Consider the following 21,383-nt stretch of genomic DNA (forward strand, 5'->3'; position numbering starts at 1 on the left):
TTCCGTGCAGCGGGTTGAGTAACGGGCACCTTGCCGGGTCGGTTTCCTTTACACCCGGGCAGCCAGCGTAGTGCGAGCTTAGGCACAACATGGATGGCGGGACAATGATGAAAAATCTGCACAAATTTCGTCCTTTCGTCCTATGCCCATTTCCCTCAATTCGAACTACATTGGGCGCTAATGCCCTGACCGAACTGGCGTGTCGGGGTCGCGACGGGATCACTATATGTCTACAGATTCGCAATGCGACATCCTGTGCGTCGTCGGCGCGCGCCCCAACTTCATGAAGATCGGTCCGGTGATGCGGGCCTTGCAGCAAGCCGATATACCGGCACAACTCGTGCACACCGGGCAGCACTACGACCCGGCGATGAACGAGCGGTTTTTCACCGATCTGCAGATCCCCCGACCGGACATCAACCTCGAGGTGGGCTCCAGCTCGCATGCCGTGCAAACGGCCGAAGTGATGATGCGTTTCGAGGGCGTGCTGGACCGTGTGCAGCCGCGGGCCATCCTCGTGGTGGGCGATGTGAACTCCACGATCGCCTGTGCCCTGGTGGCGGCCAAGAAGGGGGTCGGGGTGATCCACGTGGAGGCGGGATTGCGCAGCTTCGATCGCAGCATGCCGGAGGAGGTGAACCGGGTGCTGACCGACCAGATCTCCGATCTGCTGTTCATCACCGAGCGCCATGCCCGTGACAACCTGGCGCGCGAGGGTATCGCCCCCGATCGGGTGCACTTTGTCGGCAACGTGATGATCGACACCCAGCTCTACAACCTGGGGCGTGCCGTGCCGTGGCAGGAGACGTTGCGGGCGGCCGGGATGGAGGCCGGTACGTTTTCCGACAGCGGGGCCTACGGCGTGCTGACCCTGCACCGCCCCTCCAACGTCGATCATGCACCGGTGATGGAGCGCCTGGTCGACAGCCTGGTGACCATCGCCCGGGAGCTCCCGCTGGTATTCCCGTTGCACCCCCGCACCCAGGCCCGTTTGCAGGGCTTCGGGCTGGAGTCTGCGCTGCGCGAGGCACCAATCGCCGTGCTGCCGCCGGCCGGCTATCTGGAGATGCTGGGGCTGATGAAAGATGCCCGTGTCGTGCTTACCGACTCCGGGGGCATGCAGGAGGAAACCACGGCCCTCGGGGTGCCCTGCATCACCTTGCGCGAGAACACGGAACGCCCGATCACGATCGATGAAGGTACCAATATTTTAGTAGGCAATGATCCGCAACGACTGATGGAGTCTTTCCGCGAGGTCATGGACCATGGGGGAAAACAGGGGCGCATCCCGGAGTACTGGGACGGCAATGCCGCAGAACGCATCGTGGCCGTCGTGGCTGACTGGCTGAATCACGCAAGAAAATCCTGACCGGTTTGTTCTCGCGCCCTCCGATCACGCCCCAAGCGGGTTCAGGAGATCGCGCATGCTGCGAGTACCGTTGTCCATGCTGTCGCCGCAAGGCCGGCGCGCGCGCCTGACGATCCTCGCCTATCACCGCGTGCTGGCGGACCCCGACCCGCTGCGACCGGAAGACCCGGTGGCCGAGACCTTTCGCTGGCAGATGCGCCTGCTGGCGCGGGAGATGAACCCGCTGCCGCTGGACGAGGCTATCGAGCGCCTGCAGGAAGGCCGGCTCCCGGCTCGGGCCGTTGCGGTTACTTTCGACGACGGGTATGCCGACAACGCGGAGATCGCGCTGCCGATCCTGCGCGAGGAGGGGGTGCCGGCAACGTTCTTTGTCGCCACCGGCTATCTGAATGGCGGCTGCATGTTCAACGACATGCTGATCGAAACGGTTCGCCAGATTCCCTCCATGGCAGTGGACCTGACTCCGGAGGGGCTGGGCACCCGTTCACTAGAGTCCGTGGCGCAGCGCCGCGCCACGATCCACGCCCTGATCGGGGCCCTCAAGTATCGGCCGCTGGCCGAACGCAGCCGCCACGCCGAGGCGCTGGGTGCCCGTTTCGGTATAACGCCCCCCGGCGATCTGATGATGACCGATGCCCAGGTTCGCGAGCTGGCCGATGCCGGCATGGGGATCGGCGGGCACACCGTCCTGCACCCGATTCTGGCCGAGACCGATGCCGAGACCGCACAGCACGAGATTGCGGAGGGCAAGGTCGAACTCGAGGCCCTGGTGGGACGTCCCGTACGGCTGTTTGCCTACCCCAACGGGCGCCCCGGCAAGGACTATGCGCCGGAGCATGTCGAGATGGTGCGTGCCTGTGGGTTCGACGCCGCCGTATCCACCATGGCCGGTGCCGCCGGCCGCGACACGGATCCGCTGCAACTTCCGCGTTTTACCCCCTGGGACCGAACGCCTCTGCGCTTTGGCCTGCGGCTGGCGCGCAATCTGACCTCAGCCCACTGAAGGTGCGAACACGATGACGACCCGCGTCCATTTGACCGTTGATACCGAGTTCAGCATCGCGGGGGCCTTTCGCGAGCCGCAAACCCACCAACCGGTCGGGCCGCCGTCGGTCTACTGCCATCGCAACGGGCGCTCCGAAGGTCTTGGCTATCTGCTGGACACCCTCGACCGGTATGCGATTCGCGCCACCTTCTTTGTCGAGACGCTGAACACGACTTACTTCGGCGACGAGCCGATGGGCGAGATCGCCCACGAGATCGCCGGCCGCGGGCACGATATCCAGCTCCATCTGCACCCCTGCTGGACGTATTTCGGGCACCCGGACTGGGCCCAGCGGCTGCAAAGCGACCCGCCGAACGACAATGTCACCCGGCGCAGCGTCGAGGAACTGGCCGACCTGATCGAACAGGGAAGGGCGACGTTCCGCCGCTGGGGGCTGGATGCCCCCAGCGTGCTGCGTACCGGCGGGCTCAAGGTCGACCTGAAGGTCTACGCTGCCATGCGCCAGGCCGGGCTCCCCCGGGCCTCCAACATCGGGCTCGCGATCTATCCGCCGGCCGAACCGGAGCTGCAGCTGCGGGGCGGCTGCCACGTGATCGACGGGGTCCTGGAGTTCCCGGTGACCACCTATACCGATTTCCAGTGGGGGCCCCGGACCCATCTGAAGTCGCTCACCATTACCGGCACCTCCTGGCCGGAGATGCGCAGGTTGCTGTTTCAGGCCAGGCGCCAGGGGCTCAGCGATGTGGTCGTGCTGACGCACCCGTTCGAGTTCGTGCGCTATCGGGACGATCAGCCGACACCCGGCATCAATCTGCTGACCCGCCGCCGCCTGGAGCGACTGTGCCGGTTCCTGCGGTCGGAACCCGGATTCACCCCGGCCTGCATGGCCGACGTGCTGGCCACGCCCGCGCCTCGGGAGGCGACCCCCATGCTCACCGTTCCCGCAGCCCAGGCGGCATTGCGCGCCCTGGAGAACTGGACCAGTCAGCGGGTGTTCTGGGGATGAAAGCCGACCATCCAATGGCCGGACATTCGGTGGCCCGCTATCCGGTCGAGCGGGTCCGTCTCGCCCTGCGCATCGGCGAGATCACGCTGGGCGACGTCTCGCTGCGCATGTCGGTCGACAGCCGCCATTTCCTGCAGCGCCCGGCGGCCCAGGCCCCGTACGCCGGGGATGCGGTCGCCGATGGCCACCTGGCCCGCTCGCAGCCCGTCGAGGCGCCCTTGCCACGGCTGTCGTGGGTGGCGGGCTATCTGCGCTACGTCCCCAGCCAGTACATGCGCCACTACATCGATCTCGACCTGGGCTGGGCGGGTTATCAGGCGAAGTTCTCCTCCAAGTCCCGCCAGACGATGCGGCGCAAGGTGCGCAAGTTCGCCGATGCCTCCGGGGGCACGATCGACTGGCGCACCTATCGCACACCGGAGGAGCTCGAGACCTTTCGCAGCCTGGCGCGCGAGGTCTCGCGGCTGACCTACCAGGAGCGCCTGCTGAACGCCGGCCTCCCGGACGATGACGAGTTCGCCGACCGCAGCGCGCGGCTGGCCGCTGCCGACCAGGTGCGGGCCTACCTCCTGTTCCTGGATGGCGAGCCGGTGGCGTATCTGTATTGCCCGGCCCGGGACTCGGCCCTGCTCTATGCCTACCTGGGCTACCACCCGAAGGTAGCCGCTCTGTCGCCGGGCACGGTACTGCAATGGCTGGTGCTGGAATCCCTGTTCCAGGAGGGCCGGTTTCGCTATTTCGATTTCGCCCCGGGCGACAGTCCGCACAAGGCTCTGTTTGGTTCGGACCACCAGCTCTGTTCGGATATCTATTACCTGCGGCGCCGCCCGCGCCCGCTCGCCCTGGGTCTTGCCCATGCCGCCACCACGCTGGCTTCGGATGTCGTCTCCGCGGTCCTGTCCCGGATCGGTCTCAAACAATCGCTGAAGCGTTTCCTGCGCCGCGGTGGGGCCAGCAGCCCCGTCGGCCATGATCGGGAGGTGATCAAGAAATGATCCTGAAACGCCATTTCCGCAAGGCTTACACGCCTGTGCCAGGGGGGTGGTAACAAGTACCGCCTTACATGTACTTTGTGGGCGGGCCGCAAGCGGCCTCGGTTCTTACGACTGATAACGGTGCCACCCTTGCTGAACGTGGGCAGTGAGAGGATGGGTAGGCACTAGTAAATTCGTTCAAGATCTCCCGCTCCCGCGTGAGATGCTGCGGCGCAGAGACGAAAGGAGGCGTGGCCCTCGGGAACGCCCCCATCGTCTGCGTACCAGGTGTAGCACTGCCAGCGGAAGGGGTCTCAACCTCGTGGGGAAGGCAGCCCCATAGGCCTTCAGTTGGTCGCGGATTGCGTCGGAGAGATACCCATCTCCGTGAACCTGGACGGAAGGGAGCCCCCAGTCGGCATTAGCCTCCACAATGACCGGTCCGTCGACGGTCAGAGCGATATCCCAGCCAATAGAACGTGCCCCGGAGAATATCCGTGCCGCGTGTTCACATAGTTCCAGGGTGGCATTCCAGTCGGGAATCCGAAGGCCTTCGAACGGAGCACCTGTTTCTGGATGGGACGCGCTCCATTCGCCCCCGAACTCGGCCTTCCGAACACCCTTGCCAAGCTGCCCCGTGCTGGGGTCAACTCGGATCGACAGACCACCTTTGTCCCAGTTATCGGTCGCGTTGTCGCCGCAACCGACTCGTAGAATGGAATGGTGTATGTGGACGTTACCTTCGGTATCCATGAAGGTCACGATCCGGAAGGTATTGACACTGCTGGGGTTGAGTGCAGCCAGAAACGGGTGTTGGCGCAAGACCTCTTGAATAATCCAGCCGGGATAGCGGTTCGTATGGACATCGAACACATCTTCGGCGAGACAGGCGGGAAACTCCGTAACCGGTACGGTTCGACCATCATATTGAACATCATCCGTGCCATCCGACCTCCTCTGGATCGTCGCTTTAGTAATGCTGTCCCCGCGCGATCCGCCGCGCGGCTTGAAGATCAGTTCTGCTACATCGCTAGCGCGCAGCAGCGCACACAGGTCCTGCGGATTCCGTAATGGGTCACCGCTGGCAGTTAGGCCTACAACCGGATGGTAGAGCCCCAAGGTGCGCGGTACGGGTACCGCCAGCGCGGAAAGGACCTGATGCGTCATCCACTTGTCGTCAAGGAGGTGCTTCTCGTAGCCAATATTTATGCAGGGATGGTAACGGCGGTGATTCTCCTCAAACGACAGGTAGCGCATGGCAAGCTGGGGATTGCCAAGGTTCTCAAACCCGTACAAGGAGTATTCCCGGCGGGTGAATCCGCTACCCAATATCCGTGTTTTATCTGTGTTCACAGAACTATCTCCATTGACCGTCCGAGCAGCGTGCGATGGGCCCAGTGAGAATGCTCCCGACTTGTCGGGCCGCTCAGTCTTTCCCATTTTAATTATTTCGTTACTTTCAGGGCGTCCCGCAAGGCATTTCTGGTGTCTTTAATGAATGGTATTGGATCCATCATGTTGAAGACGAAGTAATGGTTTCCAGGCCGAAGTGGATAAGTCAGAAAACCTACAGCCTGCCAAAGTGGACTTCCGCTCTCCGGTGCTGGGCCTGCGTTGCTCCTGTTTTTTCTCAGAATTTCCCATAGGTATTTCGCCTCGTGGACGAATGACAAGCACCTTATTCCTGGGATGCATTTCTTCCGAGCGACCGTTCCACGCTGCTTGCAATGGACGCTGTCCGATACGAATCGGACGCCGGAGTGATAGGCCAATGGCAAACTGCCCCAGAAACGTCCGTTTACTTCGATCAGATACAACTCCCCATCATGAGGGCTCCTTCGGTACTCCAGCATCGCAACGCCTTCCCACTCCAATGACTTAAGGAAGCCGACCGTCTTCTCAAAAGCCTCCCCTTCCTCATCGGGATCTAGCGACTCACATAACGCCGATATTCCCCCGCTAGGAGGCCACTCATGTAGCCTTTTGTGCGCACACCGCACGACGGCTTCCCCATCATGCATCAACACGGTGTGGCCCACGCCCTCGCCCGGGCAATAGGCCTGAACCATCGGTACAACACCCGCATTCAGCATGCACTCTATCCGGGCGCGCAAGGCATCAATGTCGTAGTAATACTCACACTTCTCTATCTGGATTCCTGACCTTTGCAGTCTGAGCGGGTCTTCGTTCACGTCGTTTGCCTTCACGATAATTGGGAACTGCCCCGACTCGAACCTGTTTGGATGGGACAGTACTTCGTGCGGATCGTACATAGGCGGGACCCGTAGTCCATACTTCGATGCCTCCTGGTTAAGTAGTCGTTTGTCCAGAACTTTGGAAAGTTGGCTTTGATCCGGGAACATCATCTCCACGCCTTGGAACTCGTGCCTGTGGTAGTTGAGGCGAATGATGTCGGCCTCCCACACTGCAAATACATGGGTCACTGCATCGGAACGGATGATCTCGGATACAAAAGGCACCAGATCGTCCACGCCCGGAGGGATCAGATACTTCTTGGTGACATAGCGTGAAGAAAACCCCAATGCATCGCGGCCACGTGATGCTGCGATCACATCGAATCCTGCCTCTCCAAGTTCTCTGACAATGGCGAGTCCAATCCTGCCACCAACTCCGATGACGAGAGCTCGAATATCGTCTTGATTCCACTCAGGCATGTTCAGCACGCGGCGTCAACGCATTAGGAAAGGTCGGGGGTCGCTCATCGCCTGCCAGAGACCGCGCAGGTTGTACGGGGCGATCCCGCGCCACTGGCGGGGCTGCCAGAGCAGGTGTTTCAGCAGGTGGCTGTGCAGGTGGTAGGCACCGGCCGCGGGGGAGGCGCGTACAGCCGGGCTCCCCGCGGCCAGCGCAAAACCCGCCTCGACGAAATTGATCCCGGCCCACAGCGAGGCCTGCAGGGTGTACCAAAAGCGCGGATTGCACTCGAGTACGCGCACGTCCCCGGTCGATTCATCCACGCGCAGGTCGATATTCGCCACGCCGGTATAGTTCGCCGCCCGGACGATCCGGCGACCGATCTCCAGCAGCCGCTCGTCGGTGAAAAATTCCAGCGAACAGGGATTCCGGCGCGATTGCAGGAGATGGCAGACCACTTCCCCATCCCGGGCCAGCAGGCTCAGGTCCGCGTCGAATCCGGGCACATATTCCTGCACCACCAGCGGGAATTGGGCATGGCGGCCACCTCTCTCCAGGTGGGCCTCGATGTCCTCGAGCCGCTTCGCCTGAAGGATTCCATGGCTGGATTCGCCGTACAGTGGTTTGACCACGACTGGGAACGCCATCCCGGCATCCTGCAGGTGCTCCAGGTCTTCGGGGCTTTCCAGGTGCAGTGCCCTTGGACACGGGATTCCATGGGTCTCCATGAAACGTTGAAAGGTCCATTTGTCGTCCAGCATGCCCAGCACCTCCAGGCTGCTGGAGGGAAAGGCCGTCACGCCCGGCAGGCGCGGTGCAAGCGCGTGGACTACGCCGGCCCCCAGGATGTCGGCCCCGATAATCCCGTCGATACGGTGTCGTGTGCAGTAGTCGCGCAGGTGGTCGCCAAAGGCTTCCAGGGTTTCCGGCTGGGTGTCCGGCAGGGGCATGCGCTGGTAGCGATCGCGGTACCGGGAGTGACGGGCGGCCCCCGGGGATTTGAGCTCCAGCAGGTGGATCTCGGCGCCGAGGCGCTGCAGGCAGTACAGCACCTTCAGGGCAAGCGGCGAACCGTCGGAGAGCACCGCGACGCGCTGCGGCATGGGGATTTCGGTCATACCGGCAGGCGAAGTTGAATGCGCCGGGAGAACGGGCAGATCTCGATATAGGAGCCGGCGACCCGCCAGCCGGTTTTTTCGCTGACCCGGATCGAGCTCTTGTGGCTGTGCCAGATGCGGCTGTACAGGCGGGTGAAGCCCCGTTGCGACATCAGGTAGGCCGTCTGCCTTTTCAGCAGGGCCGCATACCCCTGCCCGCGATGCTGGGGCAGGGTGTACAGCCCGGTCGATTTCGCCGCCCCCTCGGGCAGTCTCCAACTGCGCCCCTGGCGCTCTTCCTCGTACCGCGCGCCCCACCAGTACCATTGCACCGCCACGAGCTCATCGTCGCGAAAAAGGCCGAAGCCCTGTGCTCCTTCGCCTCCGAACTCCCGACGCTGGAGCATCCCTTCGTCCACCACGCCGTCCAGGTCCTCGGGGGTGATCGGCTCGACCCGGATGCCCTCGGGCAGTTCGGCCGCGGGCTGCGGGAGGTCGATATAAAAGACCTTCCAGTACTGGTAATCGCCCAGCCCCAGGTGCAGGGCCTCCTTTAAAAGGCTGCGCGGACTGTAAACATTGACGGTGGCCACACGCTTCCCCTATTACGCCCTTCGCGACCCAGGCAGTCGCCGGATATGGCCGCCCTGGCTTTCGACGCACGCCATGACGCGAGTGCAGTTTGACGATGCGGTTTTGGTAAATCGATCCTGGAGGCCGGTTCTGGCTGTGCTTTCATATTTCGACAGGAAGCGATCATTAATCAGTGTCTCCCTAGCATATATCGCCACGTTGCGACTGTCGGTACGGTTTTTTTGGTACGCGAAAGCCCTTTCAGCGCCGTTTCAAGCTGCTAGGCTGAAATGTCCGGATCAGGTTTGTTAAGGGACAAATGAGATCGCCCAATCAGGCGGGGCAAACAGGGCATTCTTGCAACGAAGAGGCCGGGTGCGGTCGCGCATTGGTTTTTAGTTGGGGAGGGTATCGTGGGTAAAGTGTTGGGGTTACTGGTATCCGCGCTCTATCGTTTCAATTATATCGTTGGGCACTTTTTCCGTCCCGATGTGTGGGGGAAGTTTCAGGCGGCCGCCGACCACTATGGTCCGTCGGCCCCGGTCATCGCCCGGAGGGCGCTGCGGTTGTACGGGGTCGCCCGCTTTCTGTCTGGTGAGGTGCTGTTTCGAGGGCTGCGGAACACGCGCGTTCCGATGCGCGAGCGCTTGGCCAATGTTGGCGATGAGCGCCTGCAAGGGGTCCAGTTCGCTGTTAACTCGTCGCATGCGCCGCTATGTCGCAACAAGCTTGTGAACCAGCGAGACCGCATTCAGGACCACCAGTGGCCCTGGCGGGGGAAGCGATGGCGTTCGTAGAAGTCAGTGGTCGCCAGTGCGTGGGCCAGGCGTCCCATCGCCTGGCGTTCGATTGGGTCGCCGATGGCCCGACCCTCGCCGCCGGTTGGTCGTTCGATGGGACGAGTCTGTCGGTCTCGGCCGATCGGCTCGGATTCATCCCGCTGTTCTATGCCCGTGAGGGCCGTCGCCTGATCGTGGCCGACTCCCTGCGGGAGGCCGCGGCGCGCTTGTCGGCCCCAGCCTTTGACGACGAGGCCATCGCGGTCTTCATGGCGCTGGGTTATCTCGTGGGTGACCAGACTCCGCTGGCGGGCGTGAAGGTTCTGATGCCCGGGGAGACCCTGCTGTGGCGTGAGGGTGTGCTCTCCGGCGAGCGCCCCGCCATCCCCCTGATGGCCGCTTTCCCTGGAGACCCGCACGAGGCGCGGACACGGTTCGCGGAACTCTTTGCGCGGGCGATCGAGCGGCGCGCCGCTGGCGGTGTGGGGCGCCTGCCGCTGTCCGGGGGCCGCGACTCGCGCCATATCTGTCTGGAGCTGGCGCAACAGGACACCCCACCACCCCGAACCCTGGTCCTGCGGGCGAAGAGGGGGGACGAGAGTGGCGTGGCGTGTGCGCTGTCCCAGCACCTGGGGATCGAATGTCAGGTGATCGACAATCCCCAGGATCGTATCGCCGCGGAGCGACAGAAAAACCGCCTGAACCACTACTCCACCGACGAGAACAGCTGGTACCTCGCGTTGATGCCGCATCTGGACGGCCCGGTATTCGATGGCCTGGCCGGTGACGCCTTGAGCAACGGCAACTATTTCGACCCGCGAACGGCCGAGTGCCTGGATGCCGGTGATCTCGAAGGGGCGGCGAATCGTGTGCTGATGGCGGGCAGTTACACGTCGTTTCTGAAGCGGCCGTTTCAGGACCGCTGGCGCCTGCAGGTCGCTCATGATGCGATCATCCGCGAGTTGGCCATGCACGCCGGCGCGCCCGACCCGGTCAAGTCGTTCCTGTTCTGGAACCGGATCCGCCGCGAGATCGCCCTGCTGCCGATCGCCATGGCCGGACAGCAGCAGGCCGTCTGCCTGCCCTATCCAGACCCGGACGTGCTGGCGTTTCTGCTGAGCCTGCCGTGGCAGTCGTTTGCGATGCGCGCGTTCCATGACGAGGTGATCAAGAGTCACTATCCCCACGCCGCGCACATCCCGTACAGCCAGAAGCCCACGGAGCCGCGCCCACGCGCGGAGTGGACGCGTATCAGCCGCAGTGCGGCCCACCTGGCGCGGCCATTGTTCAATGTGTTCACTCGTCCCGAGCGTGTGGTCGGCTACACCCTCGAGGCCCTGCGCACAGGGCGTACCCGTCCGCTCTCGCCGACCTTCGTCAAGGTGATGCCGCTACTCCAGGCGGTGCAGGAACTGGGCGTCGACCCTCACCGTAACCAGGCGGCCCCGGCCGTCAAGGTCGCCTGATGCACCGGCTCGGATTCCTTAGCACCGTCTGGCTGCTGGTCGCCCTGGCGCTGGGATCCGTGGCTGGCCAGGCCGCGGCGAATGACAGCGCACTGGCCCGGCTGGCGGCCGGCCTGCAACCCGGGGAGCTGGCGCCGCTCGACGCCGGTCTGCCCGAGGGGTTCCAGCGCTATCACGACTTTCTGCGTGCCTACTCGATCGATCCGGACACCTGGAACGACAGCGCTCACTGGCACCCCGAGCGACGCCAGGCCTTCATGTTTGGTGACCGAGGATCCACGCCGGTGTTCATTACCTATAGCGAGGATCAACATGAGTGGCGGTATCTGTCTGCCGAGGGCCCGCCCCCCTTCGCGCATGTCTATGGTGGTGTGGCGCTCGACCCCGAGCGGGGCCATTACTACAAGATCAGTGCCGGCCGCTCGCAGCGCACTCTGCATCGCTATTCCATTGCGGAGGATCGCTGGGAACTCGCGACGCGCAGTCTGCCCGGGCCCGGCGGGGGGTGGGAGCACACCGATCCGATCGAGTGGCACGACGCACTGGACCAGCTGATCTACATCCGCGAGAACCAGGTTTACGGCCTCCGCGATGGTCGCTGGACTGAACACGGCAAGGTCGCGGTCGATGGCTATCACTCTTCGGCCCAGTACAACCGCGTGCGCGACGAGATGCTGTTCATCGGCGGCAACAAGTCGCGCAACAAGGTCTCCCTGCTCGATGCGAATGGCGCAGTGCGCGATCTTGGCGATGCGCCGTTCGTGTTCGGCATCATGAACGGAAGCCTGACCTACGACCCGCAAACGGGGAACTACCTGGTGCTGCGGGCCGGGCGGACGCGGGAGTTGTGGGAGCTCGACCCGGACAAGGACGAATGGCGCAAGGCCGCCGACTGGGGGGGGCAGCGCTGGCCCTTTGATCGTTATGGCGGGATCGTGCCGGTGCCGATCGACGACTTCGGGGTGATCCTCTGGCTCAACCAGGCCGGCCCGCTGCTGCACCGCCATCAGTCCGCGTTCGGGCAGGAGCGCACGGGGGTCACGTTGCCACCACCGGCCGATGGGCGAGCGGAGTTCCTCTGGATCTCGGCGAGCGAACCCGAACCCGCTCCGGAACGGCGCTCACAGCTTTACGACATCGCCGAGACCCTGGAGCCGGGCGAGTTCCGCCGCGTGGAGACCCGGCTGCCGGAGGGCGTGCCGGACATGGCGCGCATGAACAACACCCAGTGGCACGACCCGGACAAGCGGGGCACGTTCGGGGTGGGGTGGACGGACCGTCATATCTTCGATCCGGAGACCGGGCGGCTGTTCAATATCCTGATGCGGGACAGTTCCGTTCGCTCGGTAACCTGGCTGGAGCCGGATCTGACCTGGGCCGGCGTCGTGGCCCCGCCGGGGCTCGACTATGACGGGGGCGAACGGCGCCCGTACAACCGCCTGATGGATGGCGGTGATGGCTACCTGTACTTCTCGCCGAGCGAGCCGCGGCGTTCCGATATCGGCCGCCTGGTGCGCGCCCCGTACACCGACCCCACCGCCTGGGAAGAGATCGGCCTGGGCGCCGGCCAGAGCAATGCCCACATCGTGGGTGACCACTCCACCGTGTGGCATCCCGACATCGAGAAATTCGTCCTCTACACCCTGGGCCCCGCGAGTTACGACCACCTGCCGGGCGACGGCATCGAGGCCCACACCATGGGGCAGGTCCGCGTCTGGGGGCATGGCGATCGGGCGTGGACCTATCCCCGGAATCACCCGGATTACCGGGGCCCCGAGGGCCGTACCCAGTCCTCCGGGTATGGCGGGACCACGCTCTATAACCCGGTCCGCCGCGAGGTGCTGATCTACGGGGGCATGACCCAGTACGGCGGCAACCACCGCCGCGGCGCCGAGGCCACGGCCACCATCGATCGCGAGGGCCGGTTCCAGCGACACGGGCCTTCCGGGCAGCGTTACGTTGCTGGCGGCAGCCGACTCACGTATCACCCCGGGACTGGCGACTACATCCTGCTCCAGAACAACGCCCGTCAGATGTTCATCGGCGACCCGCCGCGCGGGAAGCCCTGGCGGCTGATGCACAACTGGGAGCACGTTCCGTATGCCGACCGCCCGTTTGACCGCTACGAGAACTGGCATCGCGTCACCCCGCTGCCCGGGACGGATGTGCTGATCTGGTCCGACCTGCGCCGCGGGATCATCCTGCAGCGCCTGCCCGAGGGCGGCTAGGAGACGCGAATTGAATCTCGCGTCTCCCTAACGCGTTCCGGGGGCGGGTATTCAGTCGTCCCAGGCAAGCGTCAGTCGGTGGGCATAGGGGCCCGGGGGCAGGGGCTTTGGCGGCAGTGCGCAGCCCAGGCCCGGGATGGTCGAGGGCAGGGGGACCTGGACGATCGAGCGTCCGGAGGCCGGAAAGAGCACTTCGGTCCACTGACCGGTCACCGGATCCTGCTGCTGAAACCGCCGCACAGCCGGGCCGTTGTCGACCACCAGTGCATGGCCTCCCGGATTCAGGTAGTGGACCGGGACCTCGCCTCGGCATTCCAGCGCGACCTCCTGGCGCAGTGTGGGTCCGGCAGGGTCCAGCCAGAACGTGATGTTGCCGAACAGGGCGGACGAGCGCGGGCGCCGCAAGGCCTCCCCGCGCCCGATCGCCCCGCCGAACCAGCGCCAGTCCAGTGCGGCCAGGCCGCGCCTCCAGAGGGTGCGGGCCGCTGCCCGCAGCACGGGAACCGCGTGGCCATCTTCCAGGCGTACCCGTACGGCGGCCCCCGGCGTATCCATTGTCACCGAGCGAAAATCGCCCAGGGTCCAGAGCTGGTCGCCGATCCGAAACAAAGGTATCCAGCCGGCCAGGGCCGGGTGGCGCAGTAGCGCTTCGGCCTCGACCCGTACCGCCGGCGGGCACAGGACCCGGTCGCGGTGGCGAATGTGAAAGGGCTGGCCACCGGCATAGCGCAGCTCGGCCGCGTCGCGGCTGAACGCCTGTGGCGCTTGCCCGCGGGTGCTGATCAGGGCACACAGGTCCGGTCCGGCCCGGGCGCACAGCACGCCCGCCTGGAGGTCCTGCTGGCAGGCCTCGGTCCGCCCCCCCGCCCACTGAAGATCCTCGACGATCTCCGGCGTGCCCTCGCGGCGCCGTCGGTCGCTGGCCCATGCCAGGATCGCGGCGGCCCAGGCGTTGTAGACCGACAGGTGCATGTAGTCGTCCCACCCTGCGGGGCGGGCCCCGGGGGCCGGCTTCGACACACGATCCGCGGGCGTCAGACCCAGTAAACCGTCGCCCCTGCGTTGCCGCTCCCATCGCGCCAGCACGCCACGCAGCATCTGCCCGGCCGGGGCGTGCGTCTGCTGCGCCCCGGCCAGCCCGAGCAGATCCAGGCTGCCCACCAGGCAGGCGTCGCCGAACAGGGAGTGGGTGCTGCGGCCAAGCCCCCCCGCGTACTCCCCGCCGTCCCAGGTGAGCGCGACCCAGCCGTAGAGGCGCTGCGTGAGCGTTGCCAGCGCGGGTGTCGGCGAGTAACACAGCGCGATCGAGGCGATCAGCAAGGCCTTGTGGTGGTACGCCATCGGGGTGGCCACACCGCGTGGTCCCGGGCGAGCCGGATAGTCGATAAAACCGCCGCTGGCGGTCGTCCAGCGCTCCAGCAATGCGGCCAGCCGGGCCGCCGCATGGTCGCGTGGGCGGCCGGGCCGGGCCTCGATCAGACGGCAGAGCTGGGCCAGCAGGGTCCAGTTGTTCGACGGATAGCGTCGACTCGGATGGCACCGTTGCAGCGCCTCGTCGAGCATCGTTTCCAGTGCGGGCGTGACAGGTTGTACCCCCGCGATCACCCGTTCCCGCAACAACAGCAGCAACAGGCGGTTGAACGGTGCGTGCCCGGCACGGCTGCCACAGCGCGCGAGCCAGGCCCGCAACGGCCAGCCCCACTGTTCCACCTCGGGGCCACCCTGCAGGTACAGCGCCAGCGTCGCGCTGGTCTGGCCGTAATGGTCGGCGGGGCTCGGCGCCTGCTCGATGGGGTCCCAGAGTCCGGTGTCCGGTCGCACATGGGCTGCGACCGCCTGTGCAAGACGCTCGGCCCACGGCTGGAGCGTGGAGGCGCCCAAGGTGACGACCTTACCCATGAGCATGCGCGCGCATTGACCAGCGCTGCCTAGCGCGAGACGCCGGGCGCCCCGGTGGCGCTGTCGGGCTCGGCGCGCGTCGGGAACGCATTTGCCTGGACCGGTGCGGGCACGGGTGCCTCGGCCGCGCGGGGTGCTTCTTCCAGTTCGCGGCGCATGATGACGGCCAGGGCGATGAACGCGAACAGCAGGTTGAAGTAGATCACGTCGAGGAATGCCCCGGCGGCCAGGTAGCCGAGCAACCCCACCTGGATGGCCCAGGCGTATTCCGCTAGCCAGATCTGCCCCGTCTCGAGTCGGGCTCGCTTGCGGATCCGGTTCAGCGAAAAAAACGTGAAGCCGACCAGCAGCAGGAACGTGGCGAGCCCGCCAAAGCCATGCTCGCCCATCAGGCCGAAATAGATGCTGTGCGGCGACAGCACGTGGCGCCAGTCCCCTTCGAAATTCGCATAGCCGACCCACCAGTCATAGCCGAGGTGGTGGTTGCGAAAGCCCATCCCGGTCAGCGGCCGCTCGGTGGCCATGTTCCAGTTCACGCCCCACGCCTGGATGCGCTGCATGGCGGAACGGTCTTCCTCGTAGGTCTCGATCGTGCTCCAGCGGTCCAGCAGGCGATCCGGCGCGGTAACCCCGATGACCCCGAAGGCCAGCACGCCAACCATCACCATCGCCAGCTTGTGGCGCATGTGCCAGAAGAGGAACGGCGCCACCACCAGGAATCCCAGCAGGGCTCCCCGGGAATAGGTCGCGAGGATCGCGATGGCGGTCAGCCAGAACACGCCGTAGACGGCCCAGCTGATCGGCCGGTAGAAGCGCTCCAGGCCCGGGATCTCGAGATCCACCCAGCGCTCGCGGAACAGCCGCGCGCTGACCAGGATCAGCGGCAGCACCATCACCATTGCCAGTCCGATGTACGTGTTCCCGGCCAGATAGGAGCCCGGCGGGCCCAGCACCATGTACTGCCCGCCCGTGGACAGTGTGAACAGGCCGCCCTTGAACCCGTAAAAGGCGATGGAGAATGTAATAACTAATAACAGCCAGACGATACGAAGCTGACCGAATATCAGCATGGGTGTGATAAATGTAATCAGCAGGATCTTAAAAACGTGCTGCCAGAAGTCCCATGCGCCGCTGGAATTTACCGCAAAATACGAAGTCATGGTGATGTAGCCGAGAAAGACCCATAACATCACCATCTCGCGCGTCATTGGCATTGGCCGGCGATCCTTGGCCAGAAACAGCGCGGCCAGCGTCGTCATGCCGATGACGGCGGCCACGGGGAAGGTGCGCATGAAAGACCAGGTGAGGCCGTGCGGGGCCATCAGGCCGACCCAGAACCAGGCCGGGATGCCGACCCAGGGCCTTGCCAGGATCACCGGGATCAACACCATGATTATAAAAAAAAGCAGGTAGTCGCGCATCGCAGAGAGTTCCGCTATACAGCAGTACGTGTGTGTCGATTAGCATATCGACACATGAAAACGGCGATAGTATTCAGCCCATTCGAAGAGTAGCCTATTTACCGAACGAGTGGGTATGGGGTTGTAAAAGATTCGTACTCGGCTGCGTGCCGAATCCACATTGACGGAGTCCATTCTGATCATGCGTCACACCACCCTGCTGCACGAAGGCGTTCTGCACAGCGCCGAGCGAAACCCAATGGCCTCGGCCATCACCCATCGGGGGGTCACGCAGTCATACGAGGCGGCCGCCAGCGACATCGAGAACGCGGCGCGACGGCTACTCGCCACCGGGCTCCAGCGACAGGACCGGGTTGCGGTGTATCTGGACAAATGTCCGAAGGCGGTCCATGCGATGTTCGGGGCCTCGCGGGCGGGAGGGGTGATGGTCCCCGTCAACCCGCTGCTGAAGGCCTCGCAGGTCGCGCACATCCTTCGGGACTGCGGGGTGCGTGTCCTGGTCACGTCCGCCGTGCGCCATGCCGCGCTGCGCGATGTCCTGGCGCAATGTCCGGAGCTGGACACCATCCTGTTCGTGGACACACCGCCCGACGCCGACACATCGAGCGGGCCGCGGCTCGAGGCCTGGCAATCGGCGGCGGATTTCGGGCTGGGCCGGACGGCCCATCGGGTCATCGACACGGACATGGCGGCGATCCTTTATACCTCCGGCAGCACTGGACGGCCCAAGGGCGTGGTGCTGTCGCACCGCAACCTGGTGGCCGGTGCGCAAAGCGTCGCGCACTATCTGCACAATCGCGCGGAGGACCGCATCCTCTGCGTGCTGCCGTTCAGCTTCGATTACGGCTTCAGTCAGTTGACCACCGCGTTCCTGACCGGCGCCCATGCCACCCTGCTTAACTACCTCCTGCCCCGCGACGTGCTGAAGGCGGTGAGTCAGGGCGGGATCACCGGGCTGGCGGCAGTGCCACCGCTGTGGATCCAGCTGGCCGAGATGGAATGGCCGGAGGCCGCGCGGCGATCCCTGCGCTACATCACGAACTCGGGCGGCGCGATGCCCCTGAAGACCCTGAAGCGTCTGCGGGCGCATCTGCCGCGCACTCAGGTCTATCTGATGTACGGCCTCACGGAGGCCTTCCGTTCGACCTATCTGCCGCCCGAGGAGGTCGATCGTCGACCCGACTCCATGGGGCGGGCGATACCCAATGCCGAGGTCATGGTCGTGCGCGAGGACGGCAGCCGTTGCGCGCCCGGAGAGCCCGGCGAGCTGGTCCATCGCGGGGCCCTGGTCGCGATGGGCTACTGGAACGATGCCGCGCGTACGGCCCAGCGCTTTCGCCCCGCGCCGGGGCAACCCGAAGGCCTTCCAGGCCAGGAGATGGCCGTGTGGTCCGGGGACACGGTGCGGATGGACGAGGACGGATATCTGTACTTCGTCGGCCGGCGCGACGAGATGATCAAGACCTCGGGGTATCGGGTGAGCCCGGTGGAGATCGAGGAGGTTGCCTATGCAACGGGGCTGGTGACCGAAGGGGCGGCGCTGGGTATCGCGCATCCGCAGCTGGGTCAGGCCGTCGTCCTGGTCGCGCTGCCCGCCGAACCCTCGGTGACCCATGACCAGTTGATGGCACTGCTGCGCGAACGCTTGCCGGCCTTCATGGTGCCCAGCCACCTGGAGCTGCGGTCGCAATCCCTGCCTCGCAATGGCAATGGCAAGATTGACCGCAAGGCGCTGGCGGCCGAGTTCGAGGGCCTGTTCCAGGAGGTCGCCCTGTCATGAACCGGGCGGTATCCATGACCTCCGCTCCCCGGCATGCGGCGATGGCGGCCTTCGAGGTGCGCGACCACTCGCTGCTGATCGGCGGTATCCCCCTGGCCGAGATCGCCCGCCGTGCGGGCCGGACCCCGTTCTATGCCTATGATCGACAGGTCATGACGCGCCGCGTCCAGGCCCTGCGCCAGGCCTTGCCCCGGGACCTGTCGATCCACTACGCGATCAAGGCGAACCCGATGCCGGCGGTCGTGGGTCATATGGCCTCGCTGGTCGATGGCCTGGATGTCGCCTCCGGGCGCGAACTGCAGATTGCCCTGGACGCCGGGGTGTCCGCGGCCGATATCAGCTTCGCCGGGCCGGGCAAGTCCCCGGCCGAGCTGGAGATGGCGGTGGCCGCGGGGATCACGATCCACCTCGAGTCCGATACCGAACTGACGCGGGTCGCGGCGATCGCCGAACGTACCGGCAGGACGCCCTGCGTCGCGGTGCGCGTGAACCCCGACTTCGAGCTGAAGACCTCGGGCATGAAGATGAGTGGCGGGCCCAAGGTATTCGGCGTGGATGCCGAGTGCGTGCCCGCGATGCTGGGGCGCATTGGCGAGCTGGGGCTGCACTTTCGCGGTTTTCACATCTTTTCCGGTTCGCAGAACCTGCGCGCCGAGTCGCTGGTGGAGGCCCAGGGCCTGACCCTCGACCTGGCATTGCGCCTCGCCGACCATGCCCCGGGGCCGGTGGAGACACTGAACATCGGGGGCGGTTTCGGCATCCCCTATTTCCCGGGCGATCAACCGCTGACCCTGGGCCCCATCGCCGAGCAGCTCGAGCAACGCCTGCCGGAGGTGCGCGCGCGGATGCCGCGGGCCGAGATCATCCTCGAGCTGGGCCGTTACCTGGTGGGGGAGGCGGGCGTGTACGTCGCCGAGGTGCTGGACCGCAAGGTCTCGCGCGGCCGGGTATTCCTCGTCACCAATGGGGGGCTCCATCACCACCTGGCGGCCTCGGGCAACTTTGGCCAGGTGATCCGCAAGAACTACCCGGTCGCCATCGGCAACCGCATGGGGAAAACGGAAACCGAAGTCGTGGACGTTGTCGGGCCGCTGTGCACCCCACTGGACGTCCTGGGTCAGCAGATGGAACTGCCTCGCGCGGAGATTGGCGATCTGGTGGTGGTCTTCCAGTCCGGGGCCTATGGCTACACGGCCAGCCCCAGGGGGTTCCTCAGCCACCCGGAGCCGGCGGAGATCCTCGTCTGACGCGAGGAGTCCGGTGTCAGGCGTGGCCGGCGGCCAGCTGCTGGAAGTGCGTGCTGCCGTCAACCAGCATCTCCCAGCGGCCCTGGTCGACCAGACGCCCGCCATCGAGCACGTAGATCTGATCGCAGGGTTTGACAGTGCTCAGCCGGTGCGCGACCAGGATGATCGTCTTGTCGCCGCTCAGGTTGTGAATGGCGTCCATCACGGCGCGTTCGGTGGCGTTGTCCAGGGCGCTGGTGGCCTCGTCGAAGAAGAGCACCGCCGGGTCGCGGTAGAGGGCCCGGGCAATGCCGATGCGTTGACGCTGTCCGCCGGACAGGCGGGTCCCGCGTTCCCCGATCAGGGTGTCGTAGCCGTGCGGGAGGTCGTTCATCACGAAGTCGTGCAGGTTGGCCAGGCGCGCGGCCCGTTCCACCGCGGCATGGTCGACCTCGGCCTCCGGTACGCCCAGGGCGATATTGGCGGCGACACTTTGGTCGGCCAGGAAGATGTGCTGCGGGACATACCCGAGTGCCGCCTGCCATTGCCGCACGTTCGCCGCCGTGAGTGGCTGCCCGTCGACGACAATCGCCCCCTCGTCGGGTTCCAGCAGCCCGAGCAGGACATCCACCAGCGTGCTCTTGCCGGCCCCGGACGAACCCACCAGCCCGATGGTCGTGCGGGCCGGGATCTCCAGCGAGAGGTGGTCCAGTGCAACGCGGTCATGCTGGGGGTAGCGATAGGTCACGCCCTCGACCCGAATGGCCTGCTGTGGTGACAGGGCAGCCGAGGCCTCGCCGCGCGGGGGCAGGATGTCGCCGCCCCGATCACCCAGATCCTTCAAGATGTTGTCGACCGCCGCAAAATTGAAGCGAAGTGCCGCCACGTTCTGGAAGATCTTCTGGAAGGCGGGAATCAGTTGCTTGCCCGCCAGCGCATACAGGCCGAGCAGGGGAAGGGCCTGCGCCAGTCCCCCGTCGCCGGCCATCAGATACAGCACGAGCAGCAGTACGCCACCAAAGGCGATCGCCTCGATCGCGTATTGCGGGGTGTCCTGCAGGAGTACCGCATTCGCCTGGTGCCGGGCATAGCGCCTGGACGGGTGGCGGTAGCGCTCCAGGTAGTCGCGTTCGCGCCCCAGCAGGCGGATCTCCTTGGCGCCCGCGAAGGCCTCGGCCGCCGCGGTGAAACGCTCGCGGTTGGCCTCCACCCGGTCCTGTCCGATCCGGTTCAGCCAGATACGGGCCACGACATAGATGGCCGCATAGACGCTGCCCAGGCCCAGGGCCACGGTGAGCGCGAGCCACGGCTCGACCAGGATGAGCAGGACGATGAGCGAGATGGCCAGCAGACCCTGGCTGACCAGGCGCATGGCCGGCATCAGAGCGCCACTGATCGCGTGCGTGGTCTCCTGCAGGATTGTCTTGGCCAGATCGCCGGAATTGCGGTGCAGGAAAAAGGTATAGGGCCGTCGCAGATAGTCGGCCATCAGACGGCGCGACAGTTCGTATTGCTGCATGTGGGAGAAGCGGGTGATCGACCACTGCGTCAGCGCCTGCAAGAGCGTCCCGAGCATGAACATCACAAACGCGGCCATCCCCAGAAAGTAGAGAAACTCTCCGGTCGACTCGAAACCGAGGGTGTTGTACGCCTCGCTCAACAGCGCGTGGCCGTGAACCATGTCCGGGTCGGACAGCACCGCGAGAAACGGCATCACCGAAGCGACCCCCACGGTCTGCATGAACGCCGTGATGATCATCAGGATCACCAGCAGCCCTACCTTGCGCCGGTCGCGGGGGTGCAAAAGGGCGTTCAACTTGCGCAAGGTTCCGAACATGTAATCAACCGGTTTTCAGCATCGAGATCCCTATGACGTATAGCGTTTTTTTACCCTCGAGGAAACG

Annotated in this window: 15 protein-coding genes; 8 read left to right on the top strand and 7 right to left on the bottom strand. The window is 64.9% G+C overall.

The window, feature by feature from the left end:
• The first annotated feature begins 226 nt into the window (after positions 1-226).
• From wecB to F579_RS0109430, 4 genes are read left to right on the top strand one after another with little or no spacing between them, the layout of a single operon-like run.
• Positions 227-1,369, top strand: a complete 1,143-nt coding sequence (wecB, locus tag F579_RS0109415) for a non-hydrolyzing UDP-N-acetylglucosamine 2-epimerase (RefSeq protein ID WP_019023444.1) — start codon at positions 227-229, stop codon at positions 1,367-1,369.
• Positions 1,370-1,424: 55 nt separating this feature from the next.
• On the top strand, positions 1,425-2,372 hold the full coding sequence (locus F579_RS0109420) for a polysaccharide deacetylase family protein (protein WP_019023443.1): 948 nt from the start codon (positions 1,425-1,427) through the stop codon (positions 2,370-2,372).
• Positions 2,373-2,385: 13 nt separating this feature from the next.
• Positions 2,386-3,381, top strand: coding sequence for a polysaccharide deacetylase family protein (locus F579_RS0109425; RefSeq protein WP_019023442.1), 996 nt, complete (start codon positions 2,386-2,388; stop codon positions 3,379-3,381).
• Positions 3,378-4,376 (top strand): GNAT family N-acetyltransferase, encoded by a 999-nt coding sequence (locus tag F579_RS0109430; protein WP_019023441.1) that lies wholly within the window; start codon positions 3,378-3,380, stop codon positions 4,374-4,376. The genes F579_RS0109425 and F579_RS0109430 overlap by 4 nt, the downstream gene beginning before the upstream one ends.
• A 177-nt stretch (positions 4,377-4,553) precedes the next feature.
• On the opposite strand, the gene F579_RS0109435 is transcribed toward F579_RS0109430, so the two are convergent.
• The 4 genes from F579_RS0109435 to F579_RS0109450 form a co-directional block, all read right to left on the bottom strand.
• Entirely contained in the window at positions 4,554-5,708 is a 1,155-nt protein-coding gene (locus F579_RS0109435; protein ID WP_019025611.1) for a sugar-transfer associated ATP-grasp domain-containing protein, read from the bottom strand.
• A gap of 92 nt (positions 5,709-5,800) precedes the next feature.
• The gene (locus tag F579_RS0109440) at positions 5,801-7,030 is read right to left on the bottom strand and encodes a hypothetical protein (RefSeq protein ID WP_231365761.1); all 1,230 of its coding nucleotides are present in this window, start codon (positions 7,028-7,030) and stop codon (positions 5,801-5,803) included.
• 15 nt (positions 7,031-7,045) lie between these two features.
• Positions 7,046-8,113 (bottom strand): ATP-grasp domain-containing protein, encoded by a 1,068-nt coding sequence (locus tag F579_RS0109445; RefSeq protein ID WP_019023438.1) that lies wholly within the window; start codon positions 8,111-8,113, stop codon positions 7,046-7,048.
• A gap of 11 nt (positions 8,114-8,124) precedes the next feature.
• Positions 8,125-8,700, bottom strand: a complete 576-nt coding sequence (locus F579_RS0109450; protein WP_019023437.1) for a GNAT family N-acetyltransferase — start codon at positions 8,698-8,700, stop codon at positions 8,125-8,127.
• Positions 8,701-9,464: 764 nt separating this feature from the next.
• Between F579_RS0109450 and F579_RS0109460 the strand changes: the two genes are divergently transcribed.
• Positions 9,465-10,925: a hypothetical protein gene (locus tag F579_RS0109460; protein WP_026300978.1), complete on the top strand. Its 1,461-nt coding sequence runs from the start codon at positions 9,465-9,467 to the stop codon at positions 10,923-10,925.
• Complete coding sequence (locus F579_RS0109465) at positions 10,925-13,153, top strand: hypothetical protein (protein ID WP_019023434.1); 2,229 nt, start codon at positions 10,925-10,927, stop codon at positions 13,151-13,153. Before F579_RS0109460 ends, F579_RS0109465 begins: the two co-directional genes overlap by 1 nt.
• Before the next feature lie 51 nt (positions 13,154-13,204).
• On the opposite strand, the gene F579_RS0109470 is transcribed toward F579_RS0109465, so the two are convergent.
• Together F579_RS0109470 and F579_RS0109475 are read right to left on the bottom strand one after the other, a co-directional pair.
• Positions 13,205-15,052: a hypothetical protein gene (locus F579_RS0109470; protein ID WP_026300977.1), complete on the bottom strand. Its 1,848-nt coding sequence runs from the start codon at positions 15,050-15,052 to the stop codon at positions 13,205-13,207.
• A gap of 29 nt (positions 15,053-15,081) precedes the next feature.
• The gene (locus tag F579_RS0109475; RefSeq protein WP_019023432.1) at positions 15,082-16,473 is read right to left on the bottom strand and encodes a putative O-glycosylation ligase, exosortase A system-associated; all 1,392 of its coding nucleotides are present in this window, start codon (positions 16,471-16,473) and stop codon (positions 15,082-15,084) included.
• A 181-nt stretch (positions 16,474-16,654) separates the two neighbouring features.
• Between F579_RS0109475 and F579_RS0109480 the strand changes: the two genes are divergently transcribed.
• Together F579_RS0109480 and F579_RS0109485 are read left to right on the top strand one after the other, a co-directional pair.
• On the top strand, positions 16,655-18,253 hold the full coding sequence (locus F579_RS0109480; RefSeq protein WP_019023431.1) for an acyl-CoA ligase (AMP-forming), exosortase A system-associated: 1,599 nt from the start codon (positions 16,655-16,657) through the stop codon (positions 18,251-18,253).
• A 41-nt stretch (positions 18,254-18,294) separates the two neighbouring features.
• Complete coding sequence (locus F579_RS0109485) at positions 18,295-19,500, top strand: pyridoxal-dependent decarboxylase, exosortase A system-associated (protein ID WP_038029807.1); 1,206 nt, start codon at positions 18,295-18,297, stop codon at positions 19,498-19,500.
• A 16-nt stretch (positions 19,501-19,516) separates the two neighbouring features.
• Here the strand turns inward: F579_RS0109485 and F579_RS0109490 are convergent, their stop codons facing one another.
• Positions 19,517-21,316, bottom strand: a complete 1,800-nt coding sequence (locus tag F579_RS0109490) for an ABC transporter ATP-binding protein (RefSeq protein ID WP_019023429.1) — start codon at positions 21,314-21,316, stop codon at positions 19,517-19,519.
• Positions 21,317-21,383: the final 67 nt, after the last annotated feature.

Origin of the sequence: Thioalkalivibrio sp. ALJ21, assembly GCF_000378605.1 — a bacterium.
In the GTDB taxonomy this organism is placed as follows: Bacteria; Pseudomonadota; Gammaproteobacteria; order Ectothiorhodospirales; family Ectothiorhodospiraceae; genus Thioalkalivibrio.